The following is a 19,963-nucleotide window of genomic DNA, read 5'->3' on the forward strand; positions in this document are numbered from 1 at the left end:
CCTTTGAAGCGCGCGTTTTTGCGGAGTGCGTGATGTCAACCCCCCACCTAGAATGCCCGCTCCTCTTCCATCCTAGTTTTCAGGAGACCTGATCATGCTGCTGCGACGTTCCTTCGTCACCGCCCTTTCGTGCGCCGCCGCCTTGGCTGCCCTGGCCTATGGTCCGGCAGCCCATGCCCAGGCTTGGCCGGCCAAGCCCGTGACCTTGCAGGTGCCTTTCGCGCCCGGTGGCACGACCGACATCATCGCGCGCGTCATCGCCGAACCTCTGGGCAAAGAGCTGGGCCAGAGCGTGGTGGTCTTGAACAAGGCGGGCGGCGGCGGCGTCGTTGGCGCCACCGAGCTGTCGCGCGCCGCGCCAGATGGCTACCTGATCGGCATGGCCACCGTGTCCACCACGGCGGCCAACCCGGCCATCAACACCAAGATCCAGTACAACCCCTTGACGGACTTCGTGCCCATCGTGAACATCGCGGCCACGCCCAACGTGATCATGGTGCACCCGAGTTTCCCGGCCAAGGACTTCAAGGGCTTCATGGACGAGGTGAAGAAGAACCCGGGCAAGTATTCCTACGCGTCCTCGGGCACGGGCGGCATCGGACATTTGCAGACCGAGCTGTTCAAGAGCCTGACTGGCCTGGATTTGGTGCACATCCCCTACACCGGCGCGGGCCCGGCGCTCAATGACATCCTGGCTGGCCACGTGCCGATCATGTTCGACAACCTGCCTTCGGCCTTGCCACACATCCTGAGCGGCCGCCTGGTTGCCATCGCCGTGGCCTCGCCCCAGCGCGTGGCCAGCCTCCCCAACGTGCCGACCTTCAAGGAAGTCGGTTTCGAAGGTGTCAATCGCCCGGCCTACTATGGCCTGCTGGCCCCCAAGGGCACGCCTGCCGCCATCGTCAACAAGATCAACGCCGCCACCCTCAAGGCCTTGCAAGACCCGGCCGTGCGCAAGCGCATCGAGGAAACCGGCTCCTTCGTCATCGGCAATTCGCCCGCGCAGTTCGCGGACCAGATCAAGGCCGAGCTGGCGGTTTACAAGAAGGTCGTGGAGACCCAGAAGCTCACGCTGGACTGATCACCTTTGCGTCCACGCAAACGCCGCGCTGCCGCTTGCAGCGCGGCGTTTTTTTATGATCGTGCCCATGAACCCCGAGCCGCTTGCTGCTTCCCTCGACGCCGTGCAGGCCTTCATCGACGCGCTCTGGCTTGAGGAAGGGCTGTCGCGCAACACCCTCGACGCCTACCAACGCGATCTCGCTTTGTACGCCCGCTGGTTGGCGGAGCCTGGTGAAGGGCGGGCGTCCCAAACCTTGGATGCCAGCGGCGAGCCCGATCTGAACGCTTACTTCGCCGCCCGGCACGCCGAGACCCGCGCGACCACGGCCAACCGGCGCCTGACCGTCTTCAAGCGTTACTTTCGCTGGGCCGTGCGCGAGCGCCGCATTCAAGCCGACCCGACCTTGCGTCTGCTCAGTGCCAAGCAGCCGCTGCGCGTGCCCAAGACCTTGAGCGAGGCGCAGGTCGAGGCCTTGCTCGCCGCGCCGGACCTGAGCACGCCCCTGGGCTTGCGCGACCGCGCCATGCTGGAGTTGATGTATGCCAGCGGTCTGCGGGTGAGCGAGTTGGTGGGTCTCAAAACCTTCAACGTGGGCCTGAACGAGCACGTGCTGCGGGTGACCGGCAAGGGCAGCAAGGAGCGCCTGGTGCCCTTTGGCGAGATCGCCGCGGACTGGTTGCGCCGATACCTGCACGAGGCACGACCGGAGTTGCTAGGGCAAGTCGGGCCGACGCCGCGCGCGGCCAAGCAGACCGACGACCTGTTCGTGACCTTGCGCGGCAGCCGAGCGGGGGAGGCCATGACCCGCGTGATGTTCTGGTCACTGGTGAAGAAATACGCCGTGATCGCAGGCGTCACCTCGCCCCTGTCGCCCCACACCTTGCGCCACGCCTTCGCCACGCACCTGCTGAACCACGGCGCCGATCTGCGCGCTGTGCAGATGCTGTTGGGACACGCGGACATCTCCACCACCACGATCTACACCCACGTGGCGCGCGAACGGCTCAAGACCTTGCATGCCCAGCACCACCCGCGAGGATGAAAATTTGGCCGAGCGCGTGCTTTCCATGTGCTTCGACTCCCGAGCAAGCAGACAGGCTGCGGACCGCGCCGCCGATTTCGGAGCGCGCAGCGCTCCATGAGGCGGACGGACCGCAGCCTGTCTGCTTGCTAGCCTGACCCGCATCGTCCCCTTGCTTGCGCATCGCTACCATTTGCAGCCATGAACAGCGTCCCCGAACTCCGCGCCAGCTGCCTGCGCCTGCTCACCCTGGCGAACCCCGTCGCCAAAGCCGCCGAGGTACTGACGCTCGACGTTCGCGCTGGCCGCCTCGACCTTGACGCCGTGCTCAGCAGCCCAGGCCATGAGATCCAGCCTGGCCGCGGTGAAAAGCCGGTCTTGCTGTCCCACACCCAGATCAAGCCCGGCGCCCTCAACACACCGCGTGGTCACGCAGCCCTGGTGCATTCCATCGTTCACATCGAACGCAACGCCATCGACTTGGCGCTCGACATTTGCTGGCGTTTTCCGGGGCTGCCCGAGGCCTTCTACCGCGACTGGCTGCAGGTCGCGCGGGAAGAGGCCAACCACTTCACCCTGCTGCGCGCGCATCTGCGGACGCTGGGATTCGACTACGGCGACTTCCCGGCCCACAACGGCCTGTGGGAGATGGCCGAGCGCACTCGCGATGATCTGCTGGCACGCGTGGCCTTGGTGCCTCGCACCCTGGAGGCCCGCGGCCTGGACGCTTCGCCCGCCGTGAAGGCCAAACTTGTGTCCATTGGTGACACGCGCGGCGGCGAAATCCTGGACCTCATCCTGCGCGAGGAAATCGGCCACGTCGCCACGGGCAACCGCTGGTATGCCTGGGCCTGCGCGCAGCGCGGCCTGGACCCCGTGGGCACCTACGCTGAACTGACGATGCGGTACCAAGCGCCGCGCCTGAAGCGGCCCTTCAACCTGGATGCTCGCCGTGCCGCGGGTTTTTCCGAGGCGGAACTTCAAGCGCTTGAAACCGCAAGCCATTGAGGTTGCCGCTGATTTGAGAGAATGTCTACCCGGATTTTCGGGCGGGCTGGGAGGCCCGAGGACATACCCGGATGCGGGTGCAGGGGCTGCTGTGATCCAGTGACTCTTGCTCACACGCAGGCGTTTTTCGCGTTGGGGCGCAGATCACAAACAAAGAGGCATCGGCCAGGAAGACAAGATGAAATTCTCCGATTTGAAGATAGGCACGCGTTTGAGTGTCACCATCGGTATCCAACTCCTTCTGATGGTGGCCATGGCCCTGGTGGGCTTTGTCAGCCTCATGAAGATGAACGAGGCGTCCTACGCGGGGTATCTGGCCCAAAAACGCGTGGCCATGGCAACCGATTGGGTTCGCACGATCGAGGTCCATCAGGAGGTGATCACGGCCTATGTGCGTACCTACAACCCGGTGGAGAACCAGCGCCTGGAAGGGCTGATGGCGAATCACACCAAACGCGCGGTGGAGTTGCAGAAAGCCCTGCAAGAGATCGCCTCGCCGCAGGGGCGGGAGATCCTGGATCGCATCAACGTGGTCGCTCAGGCCTATCGCGAAGCGCGCAACGAGCTGACCGCTTTGAAGCAGCGCAACAGCACCGAGGACTTGTACCTCATGCACACCCTCAATGAGCAGCGGCTCAGCCCCGGCTTGCGCGCGTATTCCGCTGAGGTGCAAAAGCTCAGCGACTTCTCGCAAGCCGAGGCAGAAGATGCGACCGCGACGGCTCGCGCCACCTGGGAGCGCAGCCGCGTGCTACTGCTGCTCTGCAGCGCGATTGCCTTGAGTGCGGGCGTCGCCCTGGGACTGACGATCACCCGCAGCATCACCAAGCCGATTGCCGAAGCCGCGCGTTTGGCTGATGCCGTGGCCGCGGGCGACCTGAGCCAGCGACTGGAGTCGAGCGCGCGAGATGAAACGGGGCAGCTGCTGCGTGCCCTGGGCGCCATGAGCGAGCGTCTGCGCAAGGTCGTGTCCGAAGTGCGCAGCGGCGTGGAGTCCGTCTCCTCGGCCTCGGGCGAAATCGCCTCCGGTAATCAAGATCTGTCGGCCCGCACCGAGCAAACCGCGGCCAGTCTCGAAGAGACGGCTGCCAGCATGGAAGAACTCACCAGCACGGTGACGCAGTCCGCCGACACGGCCATCCAGGCCAATCAGCTGGCCAGCAGCGCCGCCCAGGCCGCTCAGCGTGGCGGCGAGGTGGTGCAGCAGGTCGTGGCCAGCATGGCCCAGATCACTGAATCGTCACGCAAGATTGGCGACATCATCGGCGTGATCGATGGCATCGCTTTCCAGACCAACATCCTGGCCTTGAACGCGGCCGTCGAGGCTGCCCGCGCGGGCGAGCAAGGCCGCGGCTTTGCCGTGGTCGCGGGCGAAGTGCGTGCCCTGGCGCAGCGCAGCGCCGATGCGGCCAAGGAAATCAAGGGCCTGATCGCCAACTCCGTGCACACGGTGGACGCAGGTTCTCAGCAGGTGGCCGAGGCGGGCGAGCGCATGGACGAAATCGTCTCCGGCGTGCGCCGCGTCAGCGATTTGATCGGTGAAATCAGCGCCGCCTCCGCCGAGCAGCGCGATGGCATCAACCAGGTCAATCAGGCGATCGGCAACCTGGACCAAATGACGCAGCAGAACGCGGCCTTGGTGGAGCAGTCCACCGCCGCGGCCACGAGCATGCGCGATCAGGCGCAACGCCTGGCGGATGTGGTCGCGGTGTTCAACGTGGGCGCCGAGGCCATGGCGCCGCGCGCGTCGGCCAACCTGACCTCGGCGCCTCGCGTCACCGCCACCGTGGCCGCCACGGTCACGACGACGTCGCGTGCCAAACCGGCTCGCCTGGGTGCCGCGAAGCCGGTCTCTGGCTCTGGCACCGCGCCAGTCGCATCAGCGTCGGCCGGGACCTCGGTCCGCCCTGCGCCCTCTCTGCCGCTTTCGGCCAAGACCGGGGCGAGCAAGGATGCGGGGAAGGGCGGCACCGCAGCGTCTGCCGAGGACGGCAGCTGGGAAACTTTCTAACGCTGCCGCGTCCACTCACCGGCCCGCCCGCATGGCGGGCCCGTCGTCTGCCCTCAACGGCCTGCCGTGGCCAGATCACCGTGCAGGCTTGGTCTTCCTTCCCCGTTTCAATGAGGATTGGAACGGCAAGAGCGCCGCACGCTCACCCGCGGACTGTTGGTCGCGGCGCGGCTGCGCTTGACCTGAGTCAATGCCCTTGCTTTCGAAGCTTCCTAGCATCCAGCGGCAGCCCAGACCACGGGTGACTGGCGCCGGCCTGACTGCCAAAGTTTGAACCGACTTACGCTTGCGCGGTCACCTGGCTAGTCTCGATCGGCTCGTGCCGGGACACTGTTCCCGTTATGGGCATGAATGCGCGAGGCGCTTGCTTTGCGGGTCTGGCAAATCGCAAGAAGACAGGAGGAGAACCCATGGATTATTTCAATCACCTGAAGATCGGGACCCGGCTGGCATTGACTTTGACGATCTTGACCTTGCTTTTGATCGGCGTCGGTCTGCAGAGCATCTTGCGCTCGGCGGACATACAAAAGGGGCTGGAAGACATCGTTGAGCGGCGCATGGTCATCATCGAAGAGGTGAACGATTTGCGCCTGGAGGTCAATCAACAGGCGCGCAGCATCCGCAACATGGCCCTTTTCACCAACCCAGATCAAATCAAGGCGGAGATAGCGGAGCTGGCGGAGTCGCGCCGCAAGGTCACTGAACTGGTCGCGCGCTTGGACGCCAGAATTCAGTCGCCCAAGGGCCGCGAATTGCTGAAGCAAGCGGCGGACGAGCGCGCCAAGTTCCGCGACAGCGTGGATCGGTACGTGGCGCTGTTGCAAGGCGGTCAGCGCGACCCCGCCATCGCCTATCTGCTTTCGGATGTGAGACCGGTTCAGTTGGCCTATCTCAAGACCTTGGATCAGGAGATCGAATTTCAAAAAAGCCTTTCGCATGATGCTGGTGTTTCCGCTGTTTCCGAGGTGGAGACCTTGCGCGTCTCCGTGACAGTCGCCATCGTGGTGGCCCTGGTGGTCGCCTTCAGCCTGGGGCTGTGGATCGTCCGTTCCATCACCCGTCCCATCGAGGAAGCCGTGAACTTGGCGCAAGCGGTCGCCGCCGGCGACTTGAGCCATGAAGTGAAGTCCACGCGGCGTGACGAGACGGGGCAGTTGCTGCAAGCGCTCGGTGCCATGCAGCAAAGCCTGGCCAAGGTGGTGGGCATCGTGCGCCAGGGCTCGGAGTCGGTCGCCACGGCCAGCGCGCAGATTGCTCAGGGCAACCAGGATTTGAGCGCGCGCACCGAGAGCCAAGCCAGTTCCCTGGAAGAGACCGCCGCGTCCATGGAAGAGCTCGGGTCCACCGTGACTCAGAACGCCGACAACTCCCGCCAGGCGAACCAGCTCGCGCAGAAGGCATCGTCCGTCGCCGTGCAGGGCGGAGAGGTGGTCACCCAGGTGGTGGAAACCATGAAGGGCATCAGCGAGGCGAGCAAAAAGATCTCCGACATCATCAGCGTGATCGACGGCATCGCCTTCCAGACCAACATCCTCGCGCTCAACGCCGCGGTGGAGGCCGCCCGCGCAGGCGAGCAAGGCCGCGGCTTCGCGGTGGTGGCGAGCGAGGTGCGCAGTCTTGCCGGACGCAGCGCTGAGGCGGCGAAGGAGATCAAGGCGCTCATTTCTGACAGCGTCAACCGTGTCGATGCCGGCACCGCGCTAGTGGACCAGGCGGGCAGCACCATGCAGGAGGTGGTGCACAGCATTCGCCGCGTGACGGACTTGATGGGCGATATCAGCGCGGCGAGCACCGAGCAAAGCCAAGGCGTTGCACAGATCGGCGAGGCGGTGCAGCAGATGGACCAGGTGACCCAGCAGAACGCGGCCTTGGTGGAGGAGATGTCGGCCGCGGCGAATAGCCTCAAGACCCAGGCCAGAGAGCTGGTGGACGCGGTAGCCGTGTTCAAGCTCGCGCACGGCGTTGAACTGCGCGCGCCGGCGCCTTCGTCGATGGCCGGGCGAGCGGCACATGCAGCCCCCAGCACCCATGCGCCCGCATCCATGAAGGCCGCACCGGCAGTGACTGCTGCCAAGCCCAAGGCCCCCAAGCCCGTGGCCGCGCTCAAACAGGCACCGCCGCCTTCCTTGGCGGCTGAGTCTGTCCCCGCGCGCGCCACCGCAGGCGGTGCCAGCGAGGAGTGGGAGTCCTTCTAAGTCGGCGCTGTGACTCAGCGCCCTGACAGGTTCAGGCGTGGGCCGCGCCGCGTGTCGCCGCGCGCGCTTGCTGACGGCAGTCGCTGCAGGAACCGTACAAAGTGAGTTCGTGGTCATCCACCACGAAGCCTCGGGGCGCCAGTTTCTGCATATTGCCTGGGCAGGCGTGCACGTCGAACACCCGTTGGCAATCGCGGCAGCGGAAATGGTGGTGGTGCTTGTGGCCACTCAGCTCGTAGCGTGGCGGTTCGCCGGGCAGTTCCACCTGCTGAATCTCATCGGACTCCACCAGCTGCTTGAGGTTGCGGTAGACCGTGGCCAACCCCAGCGCAGGCACCTCGTGCTGAGCGGCGAGCTGAATTTCCACGGGCAGCAAGGGACGACCCGCAGCCTCCAGGGCCGTGCGGATCGCTTGGCGTTGACGGGTAGAACGTTCCATGGCGTGTTCGTACGTGGCAATCGGGGATGAGGAATGAGTCCAACCTGCCAGCAATGTGCAGACTTGGGTTTCAGGGCACTGCAGGTGCGAGCAAGGACTTGATCATTTGCCGGTGTATTTGACGACACGTGCGGCTTGCAGACTGTAACCACTGACGCCCATGTCCGAGCCCTTGCGCTCCAGCCCCAGCGTGCCACTGACCCAGACGGCGCTCATGCTCTCGAATCCTTTGAGCGGTGTCTTCGAGCGCACGTGGATGATCTGGTTCGCGGGCGGCGGCGGCGTGTGGATGCAGGCGCCGAAGTAGGGCACCAGCAGGAACTCGCGCAGTCCATCCGCATTGCGCTCCAAGGGCACGATGAATCCGGGGACCTTCACGGCCTTGCCTTTCAACGTGGGCACCGTCGGCGCCTCATCCCAGACCTTGCGCATGCGGTCGTACAGCTCTTGCACACGGTCGTCGGAATCGGGCAGACCGGCCAGATGCTGAAGGTCGCGGAAGGAGTCCGCCGGGTTCCAGTCTTGCGGTACCAGCTCTTCCCATTTCAACTCTGCATAGTCGGCGGCGCGTGCGCTGGGCGTCAGTGCACCCCATGCACCGAGCACGAGCAAGGCCATGGCCAGGCCGCGCAGCGTGCCTTGGATGAATGGGGAGGTGGTGGCTCGCAACATGAGGTCAGATTCTCGGTGATAGGCCGTCGGCCAGCGACAAACGGTACGCGCGCCATCCTGGCAGCAAGCTGGCCACCCAACCCGCGATCAGCAGACTGGCCAGCAGCCAAGCTTGCGTGAGCGTGGGCTGCGCCAACTGTAGCGTCAGTCCGAAATCCGATTGCAACCAGGGGCCGAGCGCCAACACGCAGGCTGTCAGGGCCGCGACGCCCAAGCCCGTTCCAACCAGCGTCATCAGCAGGCCTTCGAGCGTGAGCAAGAGCAGCACATGGCGCAGGCTCGCGCCGACGGCGCGCAGCACCGCCAGCTCGCGCCGCCGCTCGTTCAGGCCCGCCAGCACGACCGACATCAGGCCCGCCATGCTGACCAGGGCCACCAGGCCGGACATCAGCATCAGCGCGCGTTCGCCCGCGCCCACCACGTCCCACAATTCGTCCAGCGCCACGCCCGGCAAGATGGACATCAAGGGCTCGCCGCCGAAGTTGTTCACCTGGCGCTGCACCGAGAACACCGCGGCGCGGTTTTGCAATCCCACCAGTGCGGCGGTGACATTGCGAGGCTGTAGGTTCATGCGCCGTGCCTCGTCGGCGCTGACGTGCATGCCCGGCAGCGGCATGCCCGCCATCCAGTCCACGTGCAGGGCTTCCATCGCCTCCAGGCTGATGTGCACGGTGCGGTCCACAGGGGTGCCCGTGCGCGCGAGCACGCCCACCACGGTGAAGGGCTTGTCTGCGTGATCGGACAGGTTGATCTCGCCCGTGCCATGGGCCAGGGTGATGCGCTGGCCGACGTGGTAGCCCAATTGCTCCGCGACCTCCGCGCCGATCACCGCGTCGTACAAGTCCTGGAAGCGCGTGCCGTCCCGCAAGCGCAAGGCTTGCTGTTCCCCGTGACGGAAATGATCGAAGTACGCCGTGGTGGTGCCCAGCACCGGAAAGCCCCGGTGCGAGTCGCCCAAGGACAAGGGCACGACCCATGCGACGCCGCGCAACTGCTGCAGCGCCTCCACGCTGCTCCAGCGGATGTTGTTGGTCGCCGCACCCACGCGGAAGACCGCATAAAGCAAGAGTTGAACGGAGCCCGTGCGCGGTCCGACGATCAGGTCGGTGCCGGACACGGCTGAGGAGAAGCTGCCGCGCAGGTCCGTGCGCACGCGCTCCACGCCCAAGAGCATGAAGGTGGACAGGGCGATGGAGCAGACCGTCAGCGCCAGGGTGAAGCGCCGGTTCCAGGCGCTGCGCCAGGCCAGGCCCAGCAGAAAACCGCGTGTCATGCCAGCGCCTCCTCGGGGCGCGCGGCCCGGTTGATCGCGGGTAGCAGCACCTGCCTGCCAAAGCGTGTCGCGATGCGCCGGTCATGGCTGACCAGCACCAAGGCGCTGCCCGCGCGGGCGCAGGCCGACAGCAGCAGGTCGAGGAAGGCGTCGCGACGGTCCTCGTCCAAGGCTGAGGTGGGCTCGTCGGCGATCACCACGTCAGGCTGGCCGATCAGCGCGCGCGCTGCGGCCACGCGTTGCTGCTGACCCACCGACAAGGTGTGCGCCGCTCGACGCCAGACCGATGCGTTCAGCCCCATCCCGCTGAGCCAATGCTCTGCCGCCGCCAGCAAGGATTCATGCGCCTGCTCGGCCGCCGCGCGACGCCGCGCGGAGAAACGGCAAGGCAGCAGCACGTTGTCCAGCGCCGTCAGGTAGGGCAGCAGGTTGAACTGCTGGAAGATGTAGCCCACATGGTCCACGCGGTGCCGGTCACGCGCCATGGGACGCAGTGCCCCCCAGTCGGTGCCGAGCAACGCAGCGCGCCCGGACTGAGGCAGCAGCACACCGGCCATCAGCGACAGCAAAGTACTTTTGCCGCAGCCGCTGGGGCCGTGCAGGAACACAGTTTCGCCAGGTGTGACAGCGAATTCTGCGATGTTCAAGCAGTCGCGTGGGTCGCGCGGCCAGGCGAACCGAAGGTCTTTCAGCTCAAGGACGGGGGTGGTCATGGCGAAGGTTCAACGGACCAGGTTGAGACGGGCGGCGTCAGGCCGCAGGCTGCGTTTGAATTGGCCTTGGGGCGTGGCGATTTGCGCGTCGATGGCGCGGATGCGCTTGAACGCATCGAACAGCTTCACGTCGATGAACCGAGCCTGGGTCGCCTTGGCGCAGTTGAAGACGATGTCCACGTCGATGTCGGCGTGTTCGTCCTCGGCGTGGCCCTTCTTGCCATCGGGTCGCTTCTTGTCGTCATGGTCGTGCGCCTTCGCATGTTCGCCATCCTTCTTCGGTTCGCCCAGACCGAGCGCGGCCGATTCCATCGTGACGGTCGCCAGGGTGCATTCAGCGGCCGGGTCGGGAACGAACAATTGCTGTGCCGCGTTCAGGCGGGCCACCATGTCCGAGACGCGCTTGCGTTCGGCGTCGGTGCGCGGTGCGCGTTCGAAACCCAGGAATCCGTCCAGCGGCGATTCGATTTCCAGAGTCAGGGTCTTCTCATCCACAGCGACATCCAGGGTCATGCGGCCGTGGGTGTGGGCATGTTGCTGGGCCAGCGCGGGCAAGGCCGAGAGCGCAGCAAGGACGGGGAGCGCTTTCAAGGCGCGGCGAAGCGTGATATCGGACATGAAATTCTCCTGGTGCAACAAGGATCGGGGTGACGAAAGGACGGCTGAGACGCCAGCCTGCAACACAGCGAAGGATGGGCGACGAAGAGCAACCAATCCGGCGGCTGCCACCCGATCGCGCGATGGCCCATCATCCGCTGTTGTTATCAATTATTCATTATCATTTGTGTGCGGTGTGTATAGAAATGCAAACCGGCCTCTCGCATCACCTGGTTCAGCTTGGGTTCATCCCGACTGACTCAGGGAGGATTTTCGTCACAAACCACCCAACGGCGGGTGGCAACCCCAGAGGATCGAGGACATGAACACCGACTTGCAACCTCAGGTTTTTGATGTCGCCGTGATTGGCGGCAGTTACGCCGGCTTGTCGGCTGCCATGCAGCTGGCCCGAGCCCGGCGGCGCCTCTTGGTGATCGACGCGGGTCAGCGTCGCAACCGCTTTGCGTCGGCATCCCACGGTTTTCTTGGGCAGGATGGGCGCGCGCCCGGTGACATTGCCGCCGATGGAAAGGCTCAGTTGCTGGCGTATCCAACGGTGACATGGCAAGAAGACACGGTGATCCAGGCGGAAAAGACAGCGGAGGATTTCCTGGTGCGCACCAGCCAGGGCCTGCTTGTGCGGGCGCGGCGGCTCGTGCTGGCGCTGGGTGTGGTGGATCAATTGCCCGACATCGAGGGCCTGGCCTCCCGCTGGGGGCGCAGTGTCTTTCACTGCCCGTACTGTCACGGGTACGAGCTGGGGCAGGGGCGCATCGGTGTGCTGGGCGTTGGCGACATGTCGCTGCACCAGGCATTGATGTTGCCCGACTGGGGTCAGGTGACTTTCTTCACCAACCACGGGGCCTGCGCGCTGGACGAGTCGCAACGTGCCCGCCTGGCCGCGCGGGGCGTGAGCGTGGAGCCACGACCCGTCGCTCGCATCACGGACGAAGCGACCGTGGAGCTGGCCGACGGCACTCGCATTGTGATGGCCGGTCTGTTCGTCGCGAGCCAAACCCGGGTGGCGAGTCCCCTTGCCGAGCAACTGGGCTGCGACTTTGACACCGGTCCGATGGGCACTTACATCCGCACCGATTTGCTCAAGGAAACCACTGTGCCTGGGGTCTTTGCCTGCGGCGACGCCGCGCGTGCGGCTGGCAACGTGGCCTTCGCCGTGGGCGATGGCGCCCAGGCGGGCGCGGCCGCGCATCAATCGCTGATGTTCCGTTGAAGACCAAAGATTCGTTCCTGAAGTAGCCGCGCTCGCGAGCGCCCCCAGTCCGGCGCGGCCATCCGATTGCGCGTGAGTTCCGGACTGGCTCGGTACCTCCCTTGTTCATGGGATGGCGCTCGGCGCGCCTTGGCCTAGCATGCATGGCACCTCAACACCGAAAGGAGCCAGGCCATGCTGAACCTTGAGAAAGGGCGTAAGTGGGCGGCGTGCGCGGCGCTGCCCAGCGCCATGCTGGGGCCGCTGCATGCCCAAACGGAACCAGCGCCCCCGGCCGATACCGTTCAGCGCACGGAGCCCGCTCTGAATGCGTCGATGCTCAAGCTTTGCGACGTCTCGCGCCTGCAACCGCATGAGCCCAGCTACGCCGTGTACCAGAAAGCCGAGGGAGACGAGCCCGCGTTGCGTGCCCACTATTCCTTTCGCTATCTGCTGTCGCCCGTGCCAGACGCTGACGCGGTGGAGACGGAGCCTGGCAAGCCCTGCATTCACCCGCCCAGGTTCGAGGCGGGCTGGTACCTCAAGTACACCGGAGAGTTCGACTTCTACGCTGGCACCCGGGATTCGGGGCCGGTCATCAACCGCATCAGCAACCCCGGCATGCACTACCGCTGGCGGCAACCCTTGGACGGGTTCACCGCCTTGCGCTGGTTTGACCTCGGCGTGGAGCATCTGTCGGATGGACAGACGACCGAGGTGCTCAGTCCGTCGGAGGCGGCTCGCGCACAGCAAGCCTACGATGAAGACGATCACAAGTTCTTCGACTCGGTCAGCCGCGGCATGAACTTCGTTTCCACGGAGGTGCGTCTGGGCGCCACGGAGGATGTTTTCGGCTCCCTGTATGCCAAGGCCCGGTTCTATTTCCACAAGGACACGGACGTCACCTGGGGGCCCTGGGCGAAGAAAGACGTCACGATTTCAGACTACAACCTGCTGCGCTTGACTTGGGTGCGCAAGATCGGGCCCGAAGCTGGCGAGGCCAGCATCACCTGGACCGTCGGAGCCATGGGCTTGGACACCGACTCCTGGGACTTGGACTATCTGTTCTCCGCCCAGAACCGCTGTACGATTTACACCCGATACCACGAGGGGCCGCTGCAGACCCTGTCGAACTACACCCAGGAACGGCGCTCCATCGCCATCGGCTTGAAGTTCACGCCGTGACCCACCTGGCGCGCTCGGCGTAGGGCCGGCGATCGCGCGTCACGTGGTCAATAACTGGCGCAACACTTGCCGGATGACTTTCGTCACGGCCGCCTTGTTCAAGCCAGGCATGGAGATGCTTTGGTTCATCAGCCCATTGAACATCGCGCCGATGACGGTGGCGCGGGCCATGATCTCTTCGTCGCTCAGGGTGATCGACCTCTCACTCAACGCCTTGCGCACATATACCGCAGCGTGTTCCTGGATGACGCGTTCGCTGGCCTGTACCACCGCGGCCAGTTTGGGGTTGCGGCAGGCTTCGGCCAGCACTTCGATGCTCAGGGCAACGTCACCGATCTGGGTGATTTCCTCGACGCGTCGTTCCAGCCATCCGATCACGTCGATGGCCAGGTCTTCGGACCGCCCGCTTTCTGCGATGTCACGGACGATCTCGTCGCGATCGCGTTCCACGAGCGCGGCGATGATCTCGTCCTTGTTCTCGAACAGGTTGTAGATGTGTCCCGGGCTCATGCCCGCCGTCTTGGCGATGGTGGCCATGCTGGCGCCATGAAAGCCGCTGCGTCGCACGCACTCCGCCGCGGCTTCGAGGATCTGCTCGCGGCGGTCGTGCGCGCGGTCTTTGTTGGGGGTTGCTGGGGTCGAGTTCATGGTTCGCCCCTTGATTATCCCTTTGGCGTCGCGGGCGTTGCGAGCGCAGCCGGCGTTCCGGGCGTTCCAGGCGACGCGGCGTTCTCTTCGCTTGCTCCCCCGCCCAGCACCTTGTAGACGGTGACGCGGTTGACCTGCTGGGCCAGGCGCGCGGAGATCAGGGCCTGTTGCGCCGAGTAGCTGGAGCGTTGTGCATCGAGCGTGCTCAGGTAGTCGTCGATCCCTTTCTCGTACCTTGCGCGCGCCAGACGGAACGCGTCGAGCGTGGACGCCGCGAGGGCTTCCTGTGCCGCAGTTTGCTCGTCCACCGTGGCGCGTTGCGCCAGGGCATCGGAGACTTCTCTGAAAGCGGACTGGATCGCTTTTTCGTACTGCGCCACGGCAATGTCGCGATCGACTTCGGACACGCGCAGGTTGGCGCGGTTGCGGCCACCGCTGAAGATCGGCAGGTTCAGTTGTGGCACGAAACTCCAGGATTCCTGCCCGTTCTTGAACAAGTTGCCCAGGTCGGTGCTGGCCGTGCCCGTGCTGGCGGTGAGCGAGATGCTCGGAAAGAACGCGGCCCGGGCTGCGCCGATGTTGGCGTTGGCGGCTTCCAGCGCTTTCTCCGCTTGCTGCACATCCGGGCGCTGCAACAGAACGTCCGAAGGAAGACCCGCGTCGAGTTCTTGCGTGAGCGTGAGCGCGGCGCTGGAGATTTCACTGGGCAGCAACTCGGCCGCGACGGGCGCGCCCACAAGCAGGGTCAGGGCATTGATGTCTTGAGCCACCAAGCTTTTGTAGCTCGCGACGTCGGCACGCGCGGAGTCCACGGTGCTCTGCACCTGGCGCAGATCCAGCGCGGAGGAGACGCCCAGGGCCTGCATGCGTTGGGTCAGGCGCAGGGTTTCCTGGCGGCTTTGCAGCGTCTGCTCCGCCAGCGAAAGGCGCTCACGGTCGGCCGCCAGTGTCATGTAGGACACCGACACTTGCGAGACCAGAGAGATCTGCGCGCTGCGCTGCGCTTGCTCCGTCGCCATGTATTGGGACAGGGCCGCGTCCTTGAGGCTGCGCACGCGTCCAAACAGGTCGAGCTCGTAAGCGCTGATGCCCACCGTGCCGCTGTACTGGCGCGAGATCATGGATTGCCCGGTCCCATTGATGTCTCCGGGCGTGCGCTGCGCGCTTTGCCCGACGCTGGCGTTGATCGAAGGCATCAGCTCGGCGCGCTGCACCTGGTAGAGGGCCTGCAGGCGCTCCACGTTCAGGGTCGAGACGCGCAGGTCGCGGTTGTTCTTCAGCGCCAGGGCAATCACGCTGCGCAGTTTGTCGTCGGCGATGAATTCTTTCCAGCCCAGTGCATCGGCCGCGGGCGTCGCAGTGTTGCCGTTGGTCTTGGTTTCGACGTGGGTGGCCCAGCTGTCAGGCACTGCGGAGGTCGGTCGTTGGTAGTCGGGCGCGAGGCTGGTGCAGGCGGCCAGCAGCGAGGCGGCGGCGACCGCGGTGAGCAGGCGCAAAGGATAGAGAGAGGGGCGCATACAGGCTTCTTTCACTTTTGCATGGGGATGTGGAGGCTGTGTTCCAGGGCTTTCTTGCCCGGGAACAAGGTCTTGACGACCACGAAGAACACCGGCACGAAGAAGATGCCCAGCACGGTGGCGGCGATCACACCGCCGAGCACGCCCGTGCCAATGGCGTTCTGGCTGCCGGCGCCCGCGCCGCTGGCGAGCGCCAGGGGCAGCACGCCCAGCGCAAAGGCCAGCGAGGTCATCAGGATCGGGCGCAGGCGCATGCGCACGGCTTCCAAGGTGGCGTTGATCAGGGTCTTGCCATGCTCCATTTGCTCTTTGGCGAACTCGACGATCAGGATCGCGTTCTTCGCCCCGAGTCCGATCGTGGTCAGCAGCCCGACCTGGAAGTAGACGTCGTTGGACAGTCCGCGCAGGCTGGCCGCCAGCAAGGCACCAATCACGCCCAACGGCACGACCAGCATCACCGCGACCGGAACGGACCAGCTTTCATACAGCGCGGCCAGGCAGAGGAAGACCACCAGCAGCGACAAGGCGTACAGCGCGGGGGCCTGCGAGCCGGAGAGTCGTTCCTGGTAGGACAAACCTGTCCAGGCCAGGCCCACGCCCGGGGGCAGCTTGGCGGCGATCTCCTCGACGGCCTGCATGGCAGCGCCCGAGCTTTTGCCCGGCGCGGCCTGACCGGCGATTTCAATCGCGGGCAGACCGTTGTAGCGCTCCAGGCGCGGCGACCCGGTTTCCCAGCGGGCGCTGCCGAACGCCGAGAAGGGCACCATCTGACCGGCGCTGTTCTTCACGCGCCAGGTGTTCAGGTCTTCCGGCTGCATGCGGAACTTGGCGTCGGCTTGGATGTACACGCGCTTGACGCGGCCACGGTCCACGAAGTCGTTGACATAGGCGCTGCCCCAAGCCGTGGAGAGCATGGCGTTGATGTCGGCGACCGAGACGCCCAGCGCGGAGGCTTTGGCGTGGTCGATGTCCAGACGCAGCTGCGGCGAGTCCTCCAGCCCGTTGGGGCGCACGCCCACGAGGTCGGGGTGTTGTGCCGCCATGCCCAGGAATTGGTTGCGCGCGTTCGTGAGCGCTTCATGACCGAGGCCCGCGCGATCTTGCAGGAAGACGCTGAAGCCGGTGGCATTGCCCAATTCGATCACGGCAGGGGGCGCGAAGGCGAAGACCCTGGCGTCGCGGAACTGCATGAAGCTGCCCATGGCGCGGCCGGCGATCGCCTGCACTTTTTGCAGGGGGCTGGGGCGTTCGCTCCAGTCCTTGAGGCGCACGAAGGCGATGGCCATGTTTTCGCCCCGACCGGCGAAGCTGAAACCGGCCACCGAGAACACGGATTCGACGTTGTCCTTTTCGTTTTCGAGGAAGTGTTGCTCCACGCGCTCCACCACCTTCAGCGTGCGTTCCTGCGTGGCGTTGGCCGGCAGCTGCACCATGGAGAACAGGATGCCCTGGTCTTCCTCGGGCAGGAAGGAGGTGGGCAGGCGCAGAAAGAGCACGCACATGCCAACGATCAACACGCCGTACACCAGCATGGAGCGTCCGCGCTGGCCCACCAGTCGTTCCACGAAACCTTGGTAACGGCCCGTGGCGTTGTCGAAGCTGCGGTTGAACCACCCGAAGAAGCCGGTCCGGGGCGCGTGGTGCGCTGCGTCGACCGGCTTGAGCATGGTCGCGCACAAGGCGGGCGTCAACACCATGGCCACGAGCACCGACAGCACCATGGCCGAGACGATGGTGATGGAAAACTGGCGATAGATCACGCCCGTGGAGCCACCGAAAAACGCCATGGGGATGAACACGGCGGACAGCACCAGGGCGATGCCCACCAGCGCCCCGGAGATCTGGCCCATGGACTTGCGCGTGGCCTCCTTGGGCGACAGGCCTTCTTCCGCCATCACCCGTTCGACGTTCTCGACCACGACGATGGCGTCGTCCACCAGCAGACCGATGGCCAGCACCAGGCCGAACATCGTCAGGGTGTTGATCGAGAAGCCCGCCACCGCCATGACCCCGAAGGTGCCGAGCAGCACGACGGGCACGGCGATGGTCGGGATCAGTGTGGCGCGGAAGTTCTGCAGGAAGAGGTACATCACCAGGAAGACCAGCAGGATGGCTTCCGCCAGGGTCTTGACTACTTCGTGGATCGAGACTTCGACGAAGGGCGTCGTGTCGTAGGGGATCACGGCCTTCATGCCCGCGGGCATGAATTTCTGCAGGTCCTGCAGCGCCGCTTCCACGGCCTTGGCGGTGGACAAGGCATTGGCCCCCGCGGCCAGCTTGATGGCCACGCCCGCGGCGGGCTTGCCGTTGTAGCGCGAGACGGTGGCATAGCTCTCGGCGCCCATCTCGACGCGGGCCACGTCGCGCAAGCGCACATGCGCGCCATCGCTTTGGCTCTTGACGAGGATGGCCTCGAACTGGGCGGGCGTTTGCAAGCGGGTCTGCGCGGTGATGGTGGCGTTGATCTGCTGGCCCATCCCCGCTGGGGCCGCACCGATCTGGCCCGCCGACACCTGGGCGTTCTGCGCCTGGATGGCGGCCACGATCTCGGCCGGCGTCAGGTTGTATTGGTTGAGCTTGTTCGGGTCCAGCCAGATGCGCATGGCGTACTGGGCACCGAAGAGCTGAACTTCACCCACGCCTTCCACCCGGCTCAGCGCGTCCACGATGTTCGACGACACGTAGTCGGAGAGATCCGTCTGGTCCATGCTGCCGTCTTCGGAGACGAAACCCAGCACCATCAGGAAGTTGATCGTCGATTTGGTGACCTGAACGCCTTGGCGCTGCACTTCTTGCGGAAGCAGGGGCATGGCCACCTGCAGCTTGTTCTGCACCTGCACCTGGGCGATGTCGGGGTCGGTCCCGGCGGCGAAGGTCAGCGCGATGGAGGCGTTGCCGGTGGAATCACTGGTGGACGTGATGTAGGTCAGGCCATCGATGCCCTTCATCTTTTGCTCGATGACCTGGGTCACCGTGTCTTCGAGCGTCTTGGCGGAAGCCCCCGGATAGGTGGCATTCATGGAGACCTGCGGCGGCGCGATCTGCGGGTATTGCGAGACAGGCAGGCTGCGGATGGCCAGGCCCCCCGCCAGCATGATGACGATGGCCAGCACCCACGCGAAGATGGGTCTGTCAATGAAAAGTCGTGACATGGTCCGGTTCCTTTCGTGGGCTCAGCGCGAGGCCTGCGCGGTTTTTTGCACAGAGCTGTCTTGCCAGGCGGTGGCCTGCACGGTCGCGCCGGGGCGAGCCACTTGCAAGCCCTCGACGATCACGTTGTCCCCGCCCTGGAGGCCCGATGTGACGAGCCAGTTGTCGCCGAGCGACTGGCCGATCGCGATCGGCTTGGGCAGCACTTTGCCGTCCTGAGTCACCGTCATGACGCTGGCGTTGCCTTTGGCATCACGGCTCACGGCCTTTTGAGGGACCACGATGGACTGCTGGCTCACGCCCTTTTCAATCACGGCCCGCACGTACATGCCCGGCAGCAGTTCGCGTTTGGGGTTGGGGAAGACCGCGCGCAAGGTCACCGTGCCGGTGGACGGGTCCACCGAGACTTCGGAGAACTGCAACTTGCCGGCGTATGCGTAGGTGCTGCCGTCCTCAAGCAAGAGCTTGACGTTGCCCTGGCCCTGGGCCTTGACGCGACCTTCGGCCAGGTCTTTTTGCAGACGCATCAGCTCGGTGCTGGACTGGGTCACGTCCACGTAGATGGGGTCGAGTTGTTGCACGGTCACCAAGGTATTGCTTTGGTTGGCGGTGACCAAGGCGCCCGGCGTCACGCTGGAGCGGCCGATGCGGCCCGAGATGGGTGCGTTGACGCGGGTGTAGTTCAGGTCGATCTGGGCGGAGCGCACCTGGGCGCTGGCGGACAAGACATCGGCCTGAGCCTGCTTGAGGGAGGCCTGCGCATCGTCCCGGGCCTGCTTGCTCACGGCTTCGATGTCGGCCAGTTCCTCGTAGCGCATGGCGCGCAGTCGTGTCGACGTCAGGTTGGCCTCGGCCTTGGCCAGGCTGGCCTTGGCGCTGTCCAGGGCCGATTCATAACGGGCGGCCTCGATCTGGTAGAGGGTTTGTCCTGCCTCGACCTCGCCACCTTCCTTGAAGTTGCGTGCCTGGATGACGCCCGATACCTGCGGGCGCACCTCGGCGATCAGATAGGGCGCGGTGCGCCCGGCGAGTTCACTCGTCAGCACCACATCTTGGGTCTTGACCGTCAGGACTTCCACCACGGGGGCCTGCGCGCCACCAGGCCCTGCTTGCTGGCCTCCTTGGCTCGGAGAGCATCCAGAAATGAGAAGCGCCGTTGCCACGGTGACGGCGCTGAGCAGGTAGCTTGGGCGGGCTTGGAATCGGGTTTGCATAGAAGAACCTTGAAGGAGGATGGGCGGGGAGAGGGTCTGAGTCAGCG

General features: G+C 65.1%; 16 protein-coding genes. 7 read left to right on the forward strand and 9 right to left on the reverse strand.

Annotated elements, in window-relative coordinates:
• Window positions 1-94 precede the first annotated feature (94 nt).
• The 5 genes from ACLBKS_RS02950 (at window position 95) to ACLBKS_RS02970 (ending at window position 7,298) form a co-directional block, all read left to right on the forward strand.
• Window positions 95-1,081, forward strand: a complete 987-nt coding sequence (locus ACLBKS_RS02950) for a tripartite tricarboxylate transporter substrate binding protein BugE (RefSeq protein WP_410191290.1) — start codon at window positions 95-97, stop codon at window positions 1,079-1,081.
• Between the two features lie 67 nt (window positions 1,082-1,148).
• Complete coding sequence (gene xerD, locus ACLBKS_RS02955; protein WP_410191291.1) at window positions 1,149-2,105, forward strand: site-specific tyrosine recombinase XerD; 957 nt, start codon at window positions 1,149-1,151, stop codon at window positions 2,103-2,105.
• A 180-nt stretch (window positions 2,106-2,285) separates the two neighbouring features.
• Window positions 2,286-3,092, forward strand: a complete 807-nt coding sequence (locus ACLBKS_RS02960; RefSeq protein ID WP_410191292.1) for a ferritin-like domain-containing protein — start codon at window positions 2,286-2,288, stop codon at window positions 3,090-3,092.
• A gap of 178 nt (window positions 3,093-3,270) precedes the next feature.
• Window positions 3,271-5,103, forward strand: coding sequence for a methyl-accepting chemotaxis protein (locus ACLBKS_RS02965; RefSeq protein WP_410191293.1), 1,833 nt, complete (start codon window positions 3,271-3,273; stop codon window positions 5,101-5,103).
• A gap of 410 nt (window positions 5,104-5,513) precedes the next feature.
• Window positions 5,514-7,298: a methyl-accepting chemotaxis protein gene (locus tag ACLBKS_RS02970; protein WP_410191294.1), complete on the forward strand. Its 1,785-nt coding sequence runs from the start codon at window positions 5,514-5,516 to the stop codon at window positions 7,296-7,298.
• 31 nt (window positions 7,299-7,329) lie between these two features.
• Here the strand turns inward: ACLBKS_RS02970 and ACLBKS_RS02975 are convergent, their stop codons facing one another.
• The 5 genes from ACLBKS_RS02975 to ACLBKS_RS02995 all read right to left on the reverse strand — a co-directional run bounded on the left by ACLBKS_RS02975 (window position 7,330) and on the right by ACLBKS_RS02995 (window position 11,013).
• Window positions 7,330-7,737, reverse strand: coding sequence for a Fur family transcriptional regulator (locus ACLBKS_RS02975; RefSeq protein ID WP_410191295.1), 408 nt, complete (start codon window positions 7,735-7,737; stop codon window positions 7,330-7,332).
• Window positions 7,738-7,839: 102 nt separating this feature from the next.
• Window positions 7,840-8,409: a DUF3299 domain-containing protein gene (locus ACLBKS_RS02980; RefSeq protein WP_410191296.1), complete on the reverse strand. Its 570-nt coding sequence runs from the start codon at window positions 8,407-8,409 to the stop codon at window positions 7,840-7,842.
• Window positions 8,410-8,413: 4 nt separating this feature from the next.
• Window positions 8,414-9,682 carry an ABC transporter permease gene (locus ACLBKS_RS02985; RefSeq protein ID WP_410191297.1) on the reverse strand — a complete coding sequence of 423 codons (1,269 nt, stop codon included), beginning with the start codon at window positions 9,680-9,682 and terminating at the stop codon, window positions 8,414-8,416.
• Window positions 9,679-10,395 (reverse strand): ABC transporter ATP-binding protein, encoded by a 717-nt coding sequence (locus tag ACLBKS_RS02990; protein WP_410191298.1) that lies wholly within the window; start codon window positions 10,393-10,395, stop codon window positions 9,679-9,681. Before ACLBKS_RS02990 ends, ACLBKS_RS02985 begins: the two co-directional genes overlap by 4 nt.
• Before the next feature lie 9 nt (window positions 10,396-10,404).
• Entirely contained in the window at window positions 10,405-11,013 is a 609-nt protein-coding gene (locus ACLBKS_RS02995) for a DUF2796 domain-containing protein (RefSeq protein WP_410191299.1), read from the reverse strand.
• 301 nt (window positions 11,014-11,314) lie between these two features.
• Between ACLBKS_RS02995 and ACLBKS_RS03000 the strand changes: the two genes are divergently transcribed.
• Together ACLBKS_RS03000 and ACLBKS_RS03005 are read left to right on the forward strand one after the other, a co-directional pair.
• Window positions 11,315-12,223, forward strand: coding sequence for an NAD(P)/FAD-dependent oxidoreductase (locus ACLBKS_RS03000; protein ID WP_410191300.1), 909 nt, complete (start codon window positions 11,315-11,317; stop codon window positions 12,221-12,223).
• A 174-nt stretch (window positions 12,224-12,397) separates the two neighbouring features.
• On the forward strand, window positions 12,398-13,387 hold the full coding sequence (locus tag ACLBKS_RS03005) for a hypothetical protein (protein ID WP_410191301.1): 990 nt from the start codon (window positions 12,398-12,400) through the stop codon (window positions 13,385-13,387).
• A 39-nt stretch (window positions 13,388-13,426) separates the two neighbouring features.
• Here the strand turns inward: ACLBKS_RS03005 and ACLBKS_RS03010 are convergent, their stop codons facing one another.
• From ACLBKS_RS03010 to ACLBKS_RS03025, 4 genes are read right to left on the reverse strand one after another with little or no spacing between them, the layout of a single operon-like run.
• On the reverse strand, window positions 13,427-14,035 hold the full coding sequence (locus ACLBKS_RS03010; protein ID WP_410191302.1) for a TetR/AcrR family transcriptional regulator: 609 nt from the start codon (window positions 14,033-14,035) through the stop codon (window positions 13,427-13,429).
• A 14-nt stretch (window positions 14,036-14,049) separates the two neighbouring features.
• Window positions 14,050-15,552 carry an efflux transporter outer membrane subunit gene (locus ACLBKS_RS03015; protein ID WP_410191303.1) on the reverse strand — a complete coding sequence of 501 codons (1,503 nt, stop codon included), beginning with the start codon at window positions 15,550-15,552 and terminating at the stop codon, window positions 14,050-14,052.
• Window positions 15,553-15,563: 11 nt separating this feature from the next.
• On the reverse strand, window positions 15,564-18,704 hold the full coding sequence (locus ACLBKS_RS03020; RefSeq protein ID WP_410191304.1) for an efflux RND transporter permease subunit: 3,141 nt from the start codon (window positions 18,702-18,704) through the stop codon (window positions 15,564-15,566).
• A gap of 21 nt (window positions 18,705-18,725) precedes the next feature.
• Window positions 18,726-19,916: an efflux RND transporter periplasmic adaptor subunit gene (locus ACLBKS_RS03025; RefSeq protein WP_410191305.1), complete on the reverse strand. Its 1,191-nt coding sequence runs from the start codon at window positions 19,914-19,916 to the stop codon at window positions 18,726-18,728.
• Window positions 19,917-19,963 lie beyond the last annotated feature (47 nt).

Origin of the sequence: Hylemonella sp. W303a (assembly GCF_046452315.1) — a bacterium.
In the GTDB taxonomy this organism is placed as follows: Bacteria; Pseudomonadota; Gammaproteobacteria; order Burkholderiales; family Burkholderiaceae_C; genus Hylemonella.